Below are 16030 nucleotides of genomic sequence, written 5' to 3' on the forward strand. Positions count from 1 at the left end.
GGGCCGGTGGTCGGCCTGGGAGCCGCCGCAGGGGTTGAGGGCCGCCGGAGGGCGGCGGTCAGTCGACGGGGCGGGGCGGACGGGAAGGGTGCCGCGGGCTGTTCGAGGCCCGGGGCGGAGCCTTCGCACCAGGCGCGTTCAAAACAATGGTCATGATGTCCTCAGGAAGTCGTTTTGCAGTGGCCAAAAGTGCCTGCGTTAGAAGTGCGCGCCGTCCGCTTTCACTGCCAGGACCGGGCGGTCAGCCTGCATCAGGATGCGCTGGGCATGGCTGCCCAAGATGAATTTGCCAACCTGCGAACGGTGCCGCAGGCCGATAACGATCAGCGACGCGTTCGCTTCGCGGGCAACGTCCAGGAATTCATCGGCCAGGTCGTGATGGTAGGGCGGCTGGATGACCTTGGCCATGACGCCGGCCTCCGCCGCACGCTGGGCCGCCCGGGCCAGCACGTCCTCGCCCGCGACGGACTTGTCCACGAGCGCACCCTCCCGGGCCGAGTTGACGATCACCAGGTCCTCGTTGCGGAGGGTGGCTTCGGCGATGCCCGCCGTGAGGGCGGCCTCGCCCGCAGGGGTGGGAACGAATCCAACGATGATGCTCATACCTTCTCCTTGATTTTGGCCGGGGCAGGCTCTGCCACTGCGGAGGCCTTGCGCTTGGCCAGCATGGCCCTGATACCCGGCAGCACAGCGACCAGGACGAATACCACAATCAGCGTGGCGGAGATCGGACGGCCGAAGAAGCCCATGGGGTCGCCGCCGAACACGAGCAGTGAGCGCCGCATGGAGCTTTCCAGCAGCTCGCCGAGCACGAACGCAAGCACCAGCGGTCCCGGTTCGAAGCCGAACTTCTTCATCAGGTAGCCGACGATGCCGAAGACGACCACCAGCGAGACCTCGAACATGCTGTTGTTGATGGTGTAGGCGCCCATCAGCGTGATGAGGGCCGTGACGGGAGCCAGGATAGCGGCCCGGACGCGGAGGATCTTCACAAAGATGCCCACCAGCGGAAGGCTCATGATCAGCAGCAGGATGTTGCCGATGTACATGGAGTTCACCACGCCCCAGAAGAGCTCCGGATCCTGTTCCACAAGCTGCGGGCCCGGTGTGACGCCCTGGATCAGCAGGGCGCCGAACATCAGCGCCATGGTGGCGTTGGCCGGAATGCCCAGGGTGAGCAGCGGGATGAAGGACGACGTCGCCGCGGCGTTGTTGGCCGTTTCCGGTCCCGCGACGCCCTCCGGCGCGCCCTTGCCGAAGCGCTCAGGCTGCTTGGCCCGCTTCTTTTCCATGGCGTAAGACGCCATGGAGGCGATCGTGGCGCCGCCGCCGGGGAGGATTCCCAGGAAGAAGCCCAGCACGGATCCGCGGCCAATGGCACCGGACGCCTGCTTCAGGTCTTTCCGTGACGGCCAGACATTGGCCACCTTGGAGGGCGCTTTCGCAGCCCGGTGGCGCTCCTCGAGGTTGTAGAGGATTTCGCCGAGGCCAAAGATGCCCATGGCGATCGGTACGAAGTCGATGCCGTCAGCGAGGTCCAGGCTGCCGAAGGTGAACCGGCTTTCACCGGTGAAGATGTCCCGGCCCACCGTCGCAAGCAGCAGTCCGAGGGCAGCGGCGACGAGCGCCTTGGCCTTGGACCCGCTGCTGATGGTGGCCACGAGCAGGATGCCCAGCATCGCCAGGGCGGTGTACTCCGGCGGGCCGAAATCCAGTGCGAAGCTTGCCACGACCGGCGCAAGGAAGGTCAGGCCGATGATGGACGCGGTGCCGCCGACGAATGAGCCGATGGAGGCCAGTCCCAGTGCGGTCCCGGCCTTGCCCTGTTTTGCCATCTGGTAGCCGTCGAAGACGGTGACCACGGAGGACGCTTCACCGGGCAGCCGGAGGAGCACCGACGTGATGGTGCCGCCGTACTGGGCGCCGTAGAAGATACCAGCCAGCATGATGATGGCGGTGACAGGCTCCACGTTGTAGGTGAGCGGCAGGAGGATGGCGATGGTTGCCGCGGGCCCCAGTCCGGGCAGCACGCCGATCAGCATGCCGATCACGACGCCGATCAGGCAGTACAGGAGGTTGGTCGGCTCCAGGACAACCGCAAATCCGTTGATAACGGGATTCAGAAAATCCACGGGGGTCTCCTAGAAGAGGTGGGGGATGGACGTGCCGAGCGCCAGGACAAAGATGCCGTAGAACGCCGCGACGACGATGGTGCTGATGAGCAGCGTGGACCGCCAGGTCTCGCCGCCCAGGAAACGCATCCAGATGATGCAGAGCACCAGTGCGGGCAGTTCAAAGCCGATCAGCGGCATCAGGGCCACCATGGCGGCGAGCGTAACCAGCCCGGTCAGCGGGGCCGTGGACATGCGGGTGAACTTCTCCGCGTCCCTGTTGTGGCGTCCCGCGATGAGCTGGAAAAGGCCCAGTGCCACCATGACGCAGCTGATGATGAAGGGCCACAGCCCGGGCTGCGGTGCTGACGGAGTACCCAGGCCCATAGCGACGGAAAGGACCAGCGCGCCGATGCCGACGCCGAGCACCGCCAGGGATGCCGCGGCGTTGGCAAGGGGGCCGGCAGCCGGCGGCTTCTCCTCTTCCCACTGCGCCGCAAGCTGTTCCGGCGTCAGGTCGTCCGGCAGCTCAGCCGGCAGCCCTGCTTGCTGGCCTGCCGGCAGCTCCGTCGGCTTGCGGCCGGCTCCCGCTGCAGGTGTTTCCTTCACTGGAATCACTTCGTTCCACTGAGGCTGATGTCGTACTTTTCAACCAGGGACTTGTACTTGGCGGCGTAGTCCTTCCACTGCGTCACCACTTCCTCGCCGGAGATTTCCTTCGGGGTCAGCATGTTCTTCTTGTTGAACTCCTTGTAGGCATCCGACTTGAAGGTCTCCTTGAAGGCAGCGAGCAGTTTGTCCTTCACGTCCTGCGGGGTCCCCTTGGGGGCTGCGACGGCGCGGTACTGGGCCACCGGCACGTCATAGCCGGATTCCTTGGCCGTGGGGACCTCGGGGAGGAAGCTGTTCCGATCCTCGGAGAAGACCAGCAGCGGCGCCACCTTTCCGGCCTGGATCTGCGGCATTGCTTCGCCAAGCTGGATGGTCGCCAGTTCCACCTGGTTGCCCAGGACAGCCGTCAGCGCGGGCTTGCCGCTGTCAAAGGGAACGTCGGTGCCCTGCACGTTGGCCTGCTTGAAGAGTACGGTCTGGGCCAGCTGGCTGCCGGTGCCTACGCCCGTGGTGCCGAAGGTGATGTTGCGGCCGGCCGCGGTCACGTCCTTGATGCTCTTGAACCCGGACTGGGTGCTGGCAACCAGCGCGTAGTCGTCCTGGGACAGGCCGGTAATGATGTCAAGGTCGTCGATTTTGACTGCTTCGTCCGCTGTGACCGCCAGCGGCGTGATGGTGACGAGCGACGCCGTCACCAGGAGCAGGTTCTGGCCGTCGGCAGGCTTGCCCGCCACTTCCTTGGTGGCGAGGGCACCGTTGGCGCCAGGCTTGTTGACAACGGGCATCGGGGTGCCGAGGGTCTTGGAGGCACCCTCGGCGACGGCCCGGGCAATCAGGTCCGTGCTGCCGCCGGCGGCCTGCCCCACGGTCACGCTGATGGGTCCGCTGGGAAATTTCGACGAATCGGCACTGCCGCCGGCAACGTTGCCGCACGCAGTCAGGGCCAGGAGCGTTATGGCCGAAGCCGTCCCAAGTACGGCTCGGCGGGTGGGGAAGTGCATCATTGGAACTCCTCGTTGGCACTGTGGGGCGACCGCCCCGGGCGTTTGTGAACCGGATCACGGCCGGTTGGCTGTATCGAGTGTATGAAGTCACTATGATGCATGTCTAAGCCCGAATATGCATCGAGTGATACCCGGAAGGCATCATGTTTACCTTTGACCAGCTTGCAGGATTCATTGCCGTGGCGGAGGAACTCCACTTCGGCCGGGCTGCCGAACGCCTCAACATGACCCAGCCGCCCCTGAGCCGCCAAATCCAGAAGCTGGAAAAGGCGGTGGGGGCAGAACTGCTGGAGCGCGACAACCGCAAGGTGGAGCTCACCGCCGCAGGCCGCGCCTTTTTGGACGAAGCCCGCCGGTTGATGGCGCTGGCGGACCGGGCGCCCATAACAGCCAGGCGGATCGCCTCGGGGCGGTCTGGCCTGCTGCGGATCGGCTTCACGGCGGCCAGCGGCTTCAGCATCCTGGGCCCGCTGCTGGAGGAGATCGCGGCCACGCTCCCTGACGTCGACATCGACCTGCAGGAACTGGTGACCGGTGAGCAGATCGCCGGGCTGCAGTCCGGTGAACTCGACCTCGGCCTTGCCCGGCCACCCTTTGACAATGAGGTCTTCGATTCCCACCTGCTGTACCGCGAAGCCATGGTGCTGGCAGTGCCGTCCGGCCACGCGCTGGCCGGCCTCACCAGGGCCATCACCGAAGAGGACCTCCGGGACCAGCCGCTCATCATGCATTCATCGACCCAAGCCCGGTATTTCTACGACCTCGTGGTGCGGATGATCTCCATCCAGCACGCAAACGTGGTCCACACCGTCAGCCAGATCCTGACCATGGTGTCCCTGGTCGCCGCCAAACGGGGTGTGGCGTTCGTGCCGCACTCGGCGACCCTGCTGGGCGTCCACGGCGTTGAATTCCTGCCGCTTCAGAGCAGCGTCAACGATCCCGTGGAGCTCCACGCCATCTGGAACCGCAGCATCACCAACCCTGCCCTCGCCCGGGCCCTAAGGTCCCTCGAGTTCCAGGAGAACTGACCCAACACGAGTGATGCACAGATGGTATCAATGCATACAAAAATGAACTTAGACATGCATCATCAGGCTCCCTAGGCTGAAGGAGAACACATCAACTGCCGCACCGACGCGGCGCCGACATGGAGGACTCATCGTGGCCAAACATTCACCCCAGGAACTTGCCAGCGTTCTCAAAGACGGGCTGCTCTCCTTCCCGGTGACCTCGTTCGACTCGCAGCTCCAGTTCGACGAGGAGAACTACCGCAAGCACCTGGCCTGGCAGGCCAGCTTCCCGGTGGCAGGCCTCTTCGCCGCCGGCGGCACGGGCGAGGGCTTCTCCCTCACTCCGGCCGAATCGGCCCGCGTGGTCCGCGCCGCTGTCGAGGAGGTGGGAAACATTGTTCCCGTCCTGGCCTCGGCCGGCGGCTCGACGGCCCAGGCCATTGAAAACGCCCAGGCCGCCGAAGCGGCCGGCGCGAACGGGATCCTGCTCCTGCCGCCCTACCTGACCGAAGCAGATCAGGGCGGCCTGATTGACCACGTCAGCGCGGTCTGCAGCTCCACCTCGCTCGGTGTCATCATCTACAACCGTGCCAACGCGATCTACAAGGACACCACCGTAGCCACCCTGGCCGAGCGCCACGAGAACCTGATCGGCTTCAAGGACGGTGTGGGCGACCTCGAACACGACGCCCGCGTCTACGCCAAGCTCGGTGACCGGCTGTTCTACCTCGGCGGCCTGCCCACGGCGGAAACCTTCGCCCTCCCGCTGCTGCAACTGGGCATGAGCACCTACTCCAGCGCCATGTACAACTTCGTCCCGCAGTTCGCCCTGGACTTCTACCAGGACGTGCGCAACCAGGACCGCGTCGCCGTCAACAAGAAGCTCAACGATTTCGTGATCCCGTACCTGGATATCCGCGACAGGGTCAAGGGCTACTCCGTGTCCATCGTCAAGGGCGGCCTGGACGCCATCGGCCGCTCGGCCGGCGGAGTCCGCCCGCCGCTGCAGAACCTGGCGCCGCAGGATCTGGCCGACCTCAAAGCCCTCATCGCCACCGTCTCCTGATCCACCACCTCCTAGGAGTAACCACAGTGACACTCACCGGACATTCCCTCATCGCAGGGCAGCCCGTCGCAGGCGAAGGCAAGACCGCCTTTGGCTTCAACCCCGCCAGCAACGAACAGCTGGAACCCGCCTATACCCTGCTCACCGACGAGCAGCTCAAGTCAGCCACCGCCGCAGCCGCGGAGGCGTACGCGTCTTTCAGCACACTGGACCCGGACACGCACGCCGCATTCCTCGATGCCATCGCGGACAACATCGAAGCCATCGGCGACGAACTGATCATCCGCGCGGGACAGGAGACCGGACTCCCCGCAGCCCGACTGCAGGGCGAACGTGCCCGCACCACCGGCCAGCTCCGCCTGTTCGCCTCCGTGGTCCGCCAGGGCGACTTCCGCGGCGTCCGCATCGATCCCGCCCTGCCGGAACGCACGCCGCTCCCCCGGGCGGACATCCGCCAGCGCCAGATCCCGCTGGGACCGGTGGCCGTCTTCGGCGCCAGCAACTTCCCGCTGGCCTTCTCGACGGCGGGAGGAGACACCGCCTCGGCCCTCGCCGCGGGGTGCCCGGTGGTCTTCAAGGCCCACAACGCCCACCCCGGCACGGGCGAGCTCGTCGGCCAGGCCATCGTGAAGGCCGTCCGCGACTCAGGGCTGCACCCGGGCGTCTTCTCGCTCATCTACGGGCCCGGGGCCAGCATCGGCCAGGCCCTCGTGGCGGACCCTGCCATCAAGGCCGTGGGCTTCACCGGCTCGCAAAGCGCCGGCATCGCCCTGATGCGCACCGCGGCGGCACGGCCCGAGCCCATCCCGGTCTACGCGGAAATGTCTTCGCTCAACCCGGTCTTCGTCTTCCCCGGCGCCCTCAAGGGTGATGTCGACGCACTCGCCCAGCAGTACGTCGCGGCCGTCACCGGAAGTTCAGGGCAGCTCTGCACCTCCCCCGGCCTGCTGTTCGCCCCGGCCGGCGAGGCAGGCGACAAACTGGCTGCCGCCGTCGGACGCGCAGTCTCCGCCTGTGCAGGCCAGACGATGCTGACCGCAGGCATCGCCGGTTCCTGGAACAACGGCGCCGAGGCGCTCGGTTCCGCCGACAACGTGACCGTCGTCGGGCAGGGCACCCCCGGCACTACCGAGAACGCGCCGGCACCGACCATCTTCGGCACCGACATCGCCGACTTCGTCTCCAACCACGTGCTGCACGCCGAGATCTTCGGCGCTGCCAGCCTGGTGATCCGCTACTCCACCGCCGAGGAACTGATCCAGGCCACCAACCGGCTCGAAGGCCAGCTCACCGCCTCCCTGCAGCTCACCGAAGAGGACTACCCGACGGCGGCCCAGCTGCTCCCCGCACTCGAGCAGAAGGTCGGGCGCATCATCGTCAACGGCTGGCCCACCGGCGTCGAAGTAGGCCACGCCATGGTCCACGGCGGCCCCTTCCCCGCAACCTCCGACACCAAGACCACCTCGGTAGGAACCCTGGCGATCAACCGCTTCCTGCGGCCGGTCGCCTACCAGAACCTGCCCCAGGAACTCCTCCCGGCACCGCTGCAGGACCCCAACCCCTGGCACCTGAACCGCCGGATCGACGGCGTTATTGAGAAGGCCGGAGCCGCCGCCGACGCAAAGGACGAGGTCAACGCATGAGCACGCAGCCAACGATCGCCAAGGTTGAGGTAGTTCCCGTCGCAGGGCACGACAGCATGCTGATGAATCTCAGCGGCGCACACGGACCGTTTTTCACCCGCAACGTGGTGATCATTACCGATTCGGACGGCCGCTCCGGCCTCGGCGAAGTCCCCGGCGGCGAGAAGATCCGCACCACGATCGAGGAGGCCGGGGCCTTCATCTCCGGCAAACCGGTGGCCCGCTACCGTTCCCTGCTGCGCGAGATCGCGGCGGAATTCGCCGACCGCGACGCCGGCGGCCGCGGGCTGCAGACCTTCGACCTCCGCACCACCGTCCACGCCGTCACCGCCGTCGAATCGGCCCTACTGGACCTTCACGGCCAGTTTCTGGGCGTCCCCGTCGCGGAACTGCTCGGCGACGGGCAGCAGCGCACTGCTGTCCCCATGCTCGGTTACCTCTTTTTCATCGGTGACCGCCGGCGGACGGACCTGCCGTACCTCGTGGAGGATGCCCCGGCGGACCGTTGGGAGAGGCTGCGCCGGCAGGAGGCGATGACGCCTGCAGCGGTGGTTGCGTTGGCGGAAGCCGCGCAGGAGCGTTACGGGTTCAGTGACTTCAAGCTCAAGGGCGGCGTGCTGTCCGGCGACGACGAAGTGGATGTGGTCACCGCGCTGGCCAAGCGCTTCCCCGACGCCAGGGTTACCCTCGACCCGAACGGCGGCTGGCTCCTGGAGGAGGCCATCCGTCTCGGGAAGCGGATGCAGGGCGTGGTGGCCTACGCCGAAGATCCCTGCGGCGCCGAGGGACGCTTCTCGGGACGTGAAGTCATGGCGGAATTCCGCCACGCCACCGGGCTCAAGACCGCTACCAACATGATCGCCACGGACTGGCGCGAAATGTCGCACGCCATCCGCAGCAACGCCGTGGACATTCCCCTGGCGGACCCCCATTTCTGGACCATGCACGGTTCCGTCCGGGTGGCGCAGCTGTGCCATGAATTCGGGCTCACCTGGGGCTCGCACTCGAACAACCACTTCGATATTTCGCTGGCCATGTTCACGCACACCGGGGCAGCCGCGCCGGGCGAGATCACGGCGCTGGATACGCACTGGATCTGGCAGGACGGGCAGGGGCTCACCAAGGAACCGCTGCAGATCAGGAACGGCGCCATCGAGGTTCCGGCCGCTCCCGGGCTGGGCATCGAACTGGACCGCGATGCCCTGGACAAGGCGCACCAGCTGTACCTGGAGCACGGCCTGGATGCCCGCGACGACAGCATTGGCATGCAGTACTACATCGACGGCTGGGCGTTTGATCCCAAGCGCCCCTGCCTGGTGCGCTAGGGTCCCTCTCGAACACTAAGTACAAAGCAGACAGTTAAATAGAAGGGCGCATTTTGGGCGGCGTTGTCTCCGGAATACTGATCATCTCCGCCGTCATTGCCGTGGGCTATTTCGCTGCCCGGCTCCGGATCCTGGGGCCCGAAATCCAAGGCGCCCTGACCCGCACCGCCTATTACGTCACCAACCCGGCCTTGCTGTTCACAGTGGTTGCCGGCAGCGATATCCGGGCTGCACTCGGAACGGACGCCCCGCTGGCGCTGCTCTCGGCAGCGATAGTGGGGCTCCTCTATTGCCTGGCGAGCTTCCTGTTCTTCCGCCGTCCCGCCGCCGAAACTGCGGTGGGTGCCATGGCCAGCAGCTATGCCAATGCGAACAACATCGGCATCCCGGTCTCCCTCTACGCAGTGGGCACGGCACAGCACGTTGCCCCGGTGCTCCTGGTACAGATCCTGGTAATGGCGCCGTTCTACCTCACGGTGCTGGGCGTCGCCTCCGGTTCCAAGATCTCCTGGAAGAAGCTACTTCTTCAGCCCTTCGCCAATCCGATGATCATCGCCTCTGGACTGGGCGCCGTCGTGGCACTGACCGGCTGGACCGCGCCCGAACTGCTGCAGAAGCCCATCGACATGCTGGCCGGCGGAGCCGTACCGATGGTGCTGCTGGCCTTCGGGCTGTCACTCGCCGGCCGGGCCCCGCTGCAGAAGGGCGACGGCCGCACTGAGACGCTCGTGGCAACGTTCCTGAAGATTGCCGGAATGCCGCTCGTTGTGTGGGTCCTGGGCCGCTTCGTCTTCGGGCTGGAGGGGCAGCACCTCCTGGCCAGCGTCATCATGGCCGCGCTGCCCACGGCCCAGAACGTGTTCCTGTTCGCCTCCCCCTACGGCCGCGGAATGACCGTGGCGCGCGACGTGATCCTCTGCACCACCCTGCTGAGCATCGGCGCGCTGCTCGTTGTGGCCTGGCTGGTTCACTAGCTTCGGTGCCCGCTGTTCAAAGGCCAGCCGCGTCAGGCAGTTTCGACGGGCCTATCAGTAGCGTGCCCGTATTGGGACCAGCCGCCGACGAACAGCCTGCCGCGGCCCAGTCCCACCTGCTCCATTACAAGGAGGTTGTGGCACGCGGTGACACCCGATCCGCAGTATGCAATTGTGTTCTCGGCCGCGGCAATTCCTGCACGTTCAAAATTCGCGCGAAGACGCTCGGCCGCGAATAGTCTTCCTGATGAGTCGAGGTTCTCTCGGCAAGGCACATTTACTGCTCCTGGTATGTGGCCGGGGCGAGGGTCGACAGGGTCTTGACGTCCCTCAAAGCGGTCACGGTTCCTCGCGTCCACGACCTTGTATTGGCCCGAAGACGCTTCCGCAATATCCGCCCGCAGAGCCGTGGGCCATCCCTGGACTGAAAAGTCGCTGGTCGATCTTTTCGGCTCCTTTGTATCGAGCTCCCCTGGGTAACTGCCAATGCCGCCGTCAAGGACTGCAGCGCTTCTGCCTACCGACCGAAGCATCCATACGATTCTCGCGGCTATGACGCCACCGGCGTCGTCATATGCAACGACGACATCGGAGTCAGCTATGCCGCTTTCCCGCATCCCTTGTGCAAACACTTCGGGGTCGGGCAGCGGGTTCCGACCTGCCTCTTTGGAGGCCGGGCCAGAAAGCCACGTATCCATGTCGACGAACACGGCACCGGGGATATGGCCCGCACGGTAAGCGTCCCTACCCGAGGAACCATCCAGATACCATCGCGTATCAACGAGGACGTACCCCCTTGGATTGCTGACGCACCAGTTCCAGTCGACAAAGGGCTGCAGGTTGGGGTGGCCGTTACTCATACGTTGGATTCTAAAAGGCACCGCCACATAATGAGATGCCGATCTCAGCATGTGAACTACCCTGCCCTCCGTCATCCGAAATCCCGCAACCCCCACCAGGCCTGACGGATACTTGTAATACAAGTTGAAGACTTGTACTCTAACCAGGAGGGCAATGTAGCCCGGACATCCTGCTTTCAAGGAGCACCCATGAGCACCGTAGACCTCATCCGCCACGTAAAACTTTCCACTGCAAGACTTCCCCTGGCCGTGCCGATCAGCGACGCCAAGGTGTTCACCGGCCGCCAGAAGCCCATGACGGAGGTGGCCTTCCTCTTCGCGGAAATCACCACCGAGCAGGGACACAGCGGCATCGGCTTCAGCTACTCCAAGCGCGCAGGCGGGCCGGCCCAGTACGCGCATGCCAAGGAGGTGGCCGAGGGCATCATCGGCGAGGACCCCAATGACATCGGCAAGATCTACACCAAGCTCCTCTGGGCCGGCGCTTCCGTGGGCCGTTCGGGTGTTGCCACCCAGGCACTGGCCGCGATCGACATTGCCCTCTATGACCTCAAGGCCAAGCGCGCCGGCCTGCCCCTGGCCAAGCTCCTCGGCTCCTACCGCGACTCCGTCCAGACCTACAACACGTCCGGCGGTTTCCTCAACGCCTCATTGGACGAGGTCAAGGCACGCGCCGCCCAGTCCATCGAGGAGGGAATCGGCGGCATCAAGATCAAGGTCGGCCTTCCGGACAGCGAAGAGGACCTGCGCCGCGTCGCCGGAATCCGCGAACACATCGGCTGGGACGTTCCGCTCATGGTGGATGCCAACCAGCAATGGGACCGCGCCACCGCCCTGCGCATGGGCCGGCAGTTGGAGGAATTCAACCTCATCTGGATCGAAGAACCGCTGGACGCCTACGATTTCGAGGGCCACGCCCACCTCGCCAACGTCCTGGACACCCCCATCGCCACCGGCGAGATGCTGGCCTCCGTGGCCGAGCACAAGGGCCTGATCAATGCCAACGGCTGCGACATCATCCAGCCCGATGCTCCCCGCGTCGGCGGCATCACCCAGTTCCTGCGCCTGGCCGCGCTGGCGGACGAGCGCGGGCTGGGACTCGCACCGCACTTCGCCATGGAGATCCACCTCCATCTCGCCGCCGCCTACCCCCGCGAACCGTGGGTGGAGCACTTCGACTGGCTGGACCCGCTGTTCAACGAGCGCCTCGAAACCAAGAACGGCCGCATGCTGGTTCCGGACCGCCCGGGCCTGGGCGTGACCCTCAGTGACCAGGCCCGGGCCTGGACCACCGAGTCCGTGGAGTTCGGCGCGTAACCTTGAACGCATGAGCCGGAACCTGACCGCGGACCTCGCCGCCGACCTTCGCACGCGCATCGTTGACGGCGTCATCCAGCCCGGCGACAAGCTTCCGAGCGAAAGCACGCTGATCGGCGAGTTCGGCGTCAGCCGCACCGTGGTCCGGGCAGCCCTCACCCGGTTGCAGGCCGAAGGACTCGTCGAAACCGAACGCGGGCGGGGCAGCTTCGCGCTGACCCCGCCCCCGCACGGCGATCCGTTGGCACCGGGAGGCCGGCCGGTGGCGAGCATGGAGGACCGGCTCCACCTGCTCGAGTTCAGGATCGGCGTCGAGGCTGAAGCAGCCGCCCTTGCTGCCCGCAACCGGACGGACCGGCAACTGAAGGCCGTCCTGAACGCCCTGGAGGAGTTCACCGCCAGCGGCGACCACCCCGCGCACGCCATGAAGTCCGACTACGAATTCCACAAGGCAATCGCCGCGGCGTCGGGAAACCCCTTCTACTCGGACTGCCTCGCATCGCTGGGCCAGACCATGATCGCCATGCCCCGCACCCGGCTGATGACCGGTGTCGAACACTATGCCCGCGACCACTTCGAACAAGTGGTCCACGAGCACGAATCCATCTATGCGGCCATCGCGGAAGGCGACGTACCGTCGTCGTCGGCTGCCATGCGCAGCCACCTGGCCAACTCGAGGCGGCGCCTCCGGGCCGGTCGTCAGTAGGCCCCGTCCGGTCAGGCGAAGGTCAGTGCGCCGGTCAGAACGTCTCGATTAGCCTAAGAAGCCGCAGGACAGCGGGGTTGGCTGTTTCTTCGTTCCACGCCAGCTCCAGGTCCACCCGGTTCAGCTCCTGAATGCCGTGCCGTCCGTCGATCTCGTGGAATTCCACTCCGGCGGGGGCGAAAGCCATGGCGGAGGCGGGGACCAGTGTCACACCCAGACCGGCCTGGACGAAGGCCAGGAGAGCCGGAACCTGGCTCGCATATTGGGTGATGTTGGCATGGGCGCCGGCGCTGGCAAACAGCCGGAGCACCAGGTCGTGGAAGTACCGGGCCTCCTTGGTGGAATACATCAGCAACGGCAGCCTGTCCAGGGACCCCAGGGGCAGCGGCTCCCCCTTCGGCGCCGCCATGTTGCCCAGCAGTGAACTCCCCTCAGGCAGCGCCACCACCAGGCGGTCCTGCATGAGCGGCCGGGACACCACGCCCGGCCGGGCGACTATGGGCCGCAGCAGGCCGATGTCCACACTGCCCTTCACCAGCCCGTCCATCTGGTCCGTTGAGACCAGTTCCCGGAGCACAAACGACACCCCGGGCATCCCCTCCGCGGCACGACGCAGCATCACCGGCAGCGCACTCTGCCCCGCTATGGCCGTGTACCCCACCGTGATGGCGCCCGCCTCGCCGGAGGACACCCGACGGACATCCAAGTCCGTCTTGATACACATATCCAGGATCTGCCGCGCCCGCGGAAGCAGGGTGGCGCCTGCGGCGGTCAGCTCCACTTTCCTGCTGGTGCGGCCGAAGAGCTGGGTTCCCAGCTTCTTTTCGAGCATCTGGATCTGGCGGCTCAGCGGCGGCTGCGTCATGTTGAGCCGCTCAGCCGCGGCGCCGAAGTGGAGTTCTTCAGCAACGGCCACGAACGCTTCTAACTGGGGTAGGGAGAACATTCATACCTTTACTGAATTGTTGAGTGCACAAATTGGCTTGGACTTGGATCGATGACTCCCCTTATGGTCGGTGAACGGAGCAGGTAAATCAACCCCCGAGCCAACCCAAGGAGCACAGCGCAGTGGACCAGGCATACGATCCCGCCCAGCACGTCAACCAGGCCAGGATTACGGGCGTCTCCATCACACCGGTGGCCTTCAAGGACCCGCCGCTCCTGAACACCGTGGGCGTCCACGAACCGTTCGCGCTGCGTGCCATCGTGGAGGTCCGGACGGACGCCGGGGTATCAGGTTTCGGTGAAACCTACGGCGATGCCGGCCACGTTGCCCGGCTCCAGCTCGCAGCTGCGGCCCTCCCCGGGACGGACGTTTTCAACATCAACGGGCTGCGCAGCCGCATCGTCCAGGCACTGGAGCAGGACACCATCCAGGGCGGCCACGGCATGAGCGGCATGGTCACCGGCTCGAGCACAATCGACCGCGTGCTGTCCGCCTTCGACGTCGCAGCCCTGGATATCCAGGGCAAGCTCCTCGGCCGGCCGGTCAGCGACCTCCTGGGCGGCGCCGTCCGCGACTCAGTGCAGTTCAGCGGGTACCTGTTCTACAAATGGGCGGGCCACCCAGGCCAGGAAGACGACGCCTGGGGCGCGGCCCTGGATCCTGCCGGGATCGTAAAGCAGGCCCGGACCATGGTGGACCGCTACGGTTTCAGCGCGCTCAAGCTGAAGGCCGGCGTCTTCGCGCCGGAAGAAGAGATCGCGGCCATCCACGCCCTCCGTGCGGAGTTCCCCGATCTGCCCCTCCGCATCGACCCCAACGGCGCCTGGACGGTGGAGACCTCCATCCGCGTGGGCAAGGAATTGCACGGCATTCTGGAGTACCTTGAAGACCCCACGCCCGGCATTGAGGGCATGGCGGCCGTGCGCCGGGACGTGGACATGCCGCTGGCCACGAACATGTGTGTGGTCAGCTTCGCGGACGTGGCGCCTGCCGTGGCTGCCGGCGCAGTGGATGTCATCCTCTCGGACCACCACTTCTGGGGCGGCCTCCGCCGCACCCAGTTCCTCGCCGGCATCACCGAGACGTTCGGCCTGGGGCTGTCAATGCACTCGAACTCCCACCTGGGCATCAGCCTCGCCGCCATGGTCCATTTGGCGGCAGCCACCCCGAACCTCGATTACGCGTGCGATACGCACTGGCCGTGGAAGGACCCGTCGGAGGACGTCATTGCCGGCGGCGTGTTCACGTTCGCGGACGGCGCCGTCAAGGTCCCCGCCGGCCCGGGCCTGGGAATCGAGGTGGACCGTGACGCACTCGAACGCCTGCACCGCCAGTACCTGGACTGCGGACTCAGGAGCCGGGATGACACCGGCTATATGCAGCGGCTCCACCCCTCCTATGAACTTCAGAGCCCCCGGTGGTAAACCCCGGGGAGCAGAATCCGGACCGCCTGGAATCACTGAAGATCGTGGTTACGGACCCCATCATCAGCCGCTTTGAGGAAAAGCTAAGGGCCGACGGCGGCACTCACCAGTGGGACATGGCTGCGGCTTGGACTCCCGAACGCCGGCTTAGCGCCCTGGCGGGCGCCGACGTCGTGGTTTGCTCCTCCCTCGGCCCCACGGAAGCGGAGGCTGCCGGCCGCGTGCGGCTGGTCCATGTCACGGGTGCAGGCTACGACAAGATCTCCTTCCCGCACCTGGTGCCGTCAGCCCTGGTGGCCAACACCTTCCACCACGCACGGCCCATCGCAGAGCACGTCCTGATGGTCACCCTGATGCTTTCCCGCAATGTTGCCGCCGCCGACCGGGAGATCCGCCGGGGGCAGTGGCGGACCATCGCAACGGCCGACGGCGTGCCGTTCCATCCCGTCCTCGCCGACCTGACGCTGGGGTTGGTGGGCCTGGGTTCCATCGGCGCTGAAGTTGCCCGCGTCGCCGGAATGCTGGGCATGAAGGTCCGGGCCGTGCGGCGCAATCCGTCAGCCGTCCTGCCACAGGGAGTCCGCCTCGACTGGGTGGGCGGAAACCACGAGCTCCACGGGCTCCTGGCCGCGTCCGACGTCGTAGTGGTGACCGTGCCGCTGGGTTCCGACACAGAAGGGATGATCGGGGCGGCCGAACTGGCTTCCATGAAACCCTCGGCGTTCCTTATTAACGTGGCACGCGGACCCGTGGTTGACCAGGGCGCGCTGTACGCAGCCCTGAAGGAACGGCGCATCGCCGGAGCGGGCCTCGACGTCTGGTGGGGGTCGCCCGCGGATGGCATGGTTCCGCCTGCGGAACTGCCGTTCGCGTCCCTGCAGAACACCGTCCTGACTCCGCACCATTCCGGTCATGCGCGCATCACCTTTGAACGCCGGGCGGCGGACATTGCCGCCAACATCGGGCTGCTGGCGCGCGGCGGGGAGCTCGCGAACATGGTGCAACGGCCCGTTCCGGCTGCGTAGCAAGTTC

The 16030-nt window shown here is 65.9% G+C and carries 15 protein-coding genes; 9 read left to right on the forward strand and 6 right to left on the reverse strand.

What is annotated here, in order from left to right:
* Nucleotides 1-198 precede the first annotated feature (198 nt).
* From AC1DRE_RS06310 to AC1DRE_RS06325, 4 genes are read right to left on the reverse strand one after another with little or no spacing between them, the layout of a single operon-like run.
* Nucleotides 199-603 carry a universal stress protein gene (locus tag AC1DRE_RS06310; protein ID WP_476983819.1) on the reverse strand — a complete coding sequence of 135 codons (405 nt, stop codon included), beginning with the start codon at nucleotides 601-603 and terminating at the stop codon, nucleotides 199-201.
* Nucleotides 600-2132 carry a tripartite tricarboxylate transporter permease gene (locus AC1DRE_RS06315; protein ID WP_476983820.1) on the reverse strand — a complete coding sequence of 511 codons (1533 nt, stop codon included), beginning with the start codon at nucleotides 2130-2132 and terminating at the stop codon, nucleotides 600-602. Before AC1DRE_RS06315 ends, AC1DRE_RS06310 begins: the two co-directional genes overlap by 4 nt.
* Nucleotides 2133-2141: 9 nt before the next feature.
* The gene (locus AC1DRE_RS06320) at nucleotides 2142-2720 is read right to left on the reverse strand and encodes a tripartite tricarboxylate transporter TctB family protein (protein ID WP_476983821.1); all 579 of its coding nucleotides are present in this window, start codon (nucleotides 2718-2720) and stop codon (nucleotides 2142-2144) included.
* A gap of 5 nt (nucleotides 2721-2725) precedes the next feature.
* Entirely contained in the window at nucleotides 2726-3727 is a 1002-nt protein-coding gene (locus AC1DRE_RS06325; RefSeq protein ID WP_476983822.1) for a Bug family tripartite tricarboxylate transporter substrate binding protein, read from the reverse strand.
* Between the two features lie 143 nt (nucleotides 3728-3870).
* Here AC1DRE_RS06325 and AC1DRE_RS06330 point away from each other — a divergent pair, with 143 nt between their 5' ends.
* From AC1DRE_RS06330 to AC1DRE_RS06350, 5 genes are all read left to right on the forward strand, one after another.
* A complete protein-coding gene (locus AC1DRE_RS06330; RefSeq protein WP_476983823.1) occupies nucleotides 3871-4755 on the forward strand; it encodes a LysR family transcriptional regulator in 885 nt (294 codons plus the stop codon).
* Between the two features lie 133 nt (nucleotides 4756-4888).
* On the forward strand, nucleotides 4889-5803 hold the full coding sequence (gene kdgD / locus AC1DRE_RS06335) for a 5-dehydro-4-deoxyglucarate dehydratase (RefSeq protein WP_476983824.1): 915 nt from the start codon (nucleotides 4889-4891) through the stop codon (nucleotides 5801-5803).
* Nucleotides 5804-5829: 26 nt separating this feature from the next.
* Nucleotides 5830-7446, forward strand: a complete 1617-nt coding sequence (locus tag AC1DRE_RS06340) for an aldehyde dehydrogenase (NADP(+)) (protein ID WP_476983825.1) — start codon at nucleotides 5830-5832, stop codon at nucleotides 7444-7446.
* Complete coding sequence (locus AC1DRE_RS06345) at nucleotides 7443-8771, forward strand: enolase C-terminal domain-like protein (protein WP_476983826.1); 1329 nt, start codon at nucleotides 7443-7445, stop codon at nucleotides 8769-8771. The genes AC1DRE_RS06340 and AC1DRE_RS06345 overlap by 4 nt, the downstream gene beginning before the upstream one ends.
* A gap of 53 nt (nucleotides 8772-8824) precedes the next feature.
* Nucleotides 8825-9745 carry an AEC family transporter gene (locus AC1DRE_RS06350; RefSeq protein WP_476983827.1) on the forward strand — a complete coding sequence of 307 codons (921 nt, stop codon included), beginning with the start codon at nucleotides 8825-8827 and terminating at the stop codon, nucleotides 9743-9745.
* Nucleotides 9746-9777: 32 nt separating this feature from the next.
* Here AC1DRE_RS06350 and AC1DRE_RS06355 read toward each other — a convergent pair whose 3' ends face one another.
* Nucleotides 9778-10605 (reverse strand): sulfurtransferase, encoded by an 828-nt coding sequence (locus AC1DRE_RS06355; RefSeq protein WP_476983828.1) that lies wholly within the window; start codon nucleotides 10603-10605, stop codon nucleotides 9778-9780.
* Between the two features lie 189 nt (nucleotides 10606-10794).
* Between AC1DRE_RS06355 and AC1DRE_RS06360 the strand changes: the two genes are divergently transcribed.
* Nucleotides 10795-11922, forward strand: coding sequence for an L-talarate/galactarate dehydratase (locus tag AC1DRE_RS06360; protein WP_476983829.1), 1128 nt, complete (start codon nucleotides 10795-10797; stop codon nucleotides 11920-11922).
* Nucleotides 11923-11932: 10 nt separating this feature from the next.
* Nucleotides 11933-12628, forward strand: coding sequence for a FadR/GntR family transcriptional regulator (locus tag AC1DRE_RS06365; RefSeq protein ID WP_476983830.1), 696 nt, complete (start codon nucleotides 11933-11935; stop codon nucleotides 12626-12628).
* A 34-nt stretch (nucleotides 12629-12662) separates the two neighbouring features.
* On the opposite strand, the gene AC1DRE_RS06370 is transcribed toward AC1DRE_RS06365, so the two are convergent.
* On the reverse strand, nucleotides 12663-13574 hold the full coding sequence (locus AC1DRE_RS06370) for a LysR family transcriptional regulator (RefSeq protein WP_104174643.1): 912 nt from the start codon (nucleotides 13572-13574) through the stop codon (nucleotides 12663-12665).
* A gap of 122 nt (nucleotides 13575-13696) precedes the next feature.
* Between AC1DRE_RS06370 and AC1DRE_RS06375 the strand changes: the two genes are divergently transcribed.
* Together AC1DRE_RS06375 and AC1DRE_RS06380 are read left to right on the forward strand one after the other, a co-directional pair.
* Nucleotides 13697-14998, forward strand: a complete 1302-nt coding sequence (locus AC1DRE_RS06375; protein ID WP_476983831.1) for a glucarate dehydratase family protein — start codon at nucleotides 13697-13699, stop codon at nucleotides 14996-14998.
* Nucleotides 14992-16023 carry a 2-hydroxyacid dehydrogenase gene (locus tag AC1DRE_RS06380; RefSeq protein ID WP_476983832.1) on the forward strand — a complete coding sequence of 344 codons (1032 nt, stop codon included), beginning with the start codon at nucleotides 14992-14994 and terminating at the stop codon, nucleotides 16021-16023. The genes AC1DRE_RS06375 and AC1DRE_RS06380 overlap by 7 nt, the downstream gene beginning before the upstream one ends.
* The last annotated feature ends 7 nt before the right edge of the window (nucleotides 16024-16030 follow it).

It is taken from the genome of Arthrobacter sp. P4_H3 (assembly GCF_056400885.1).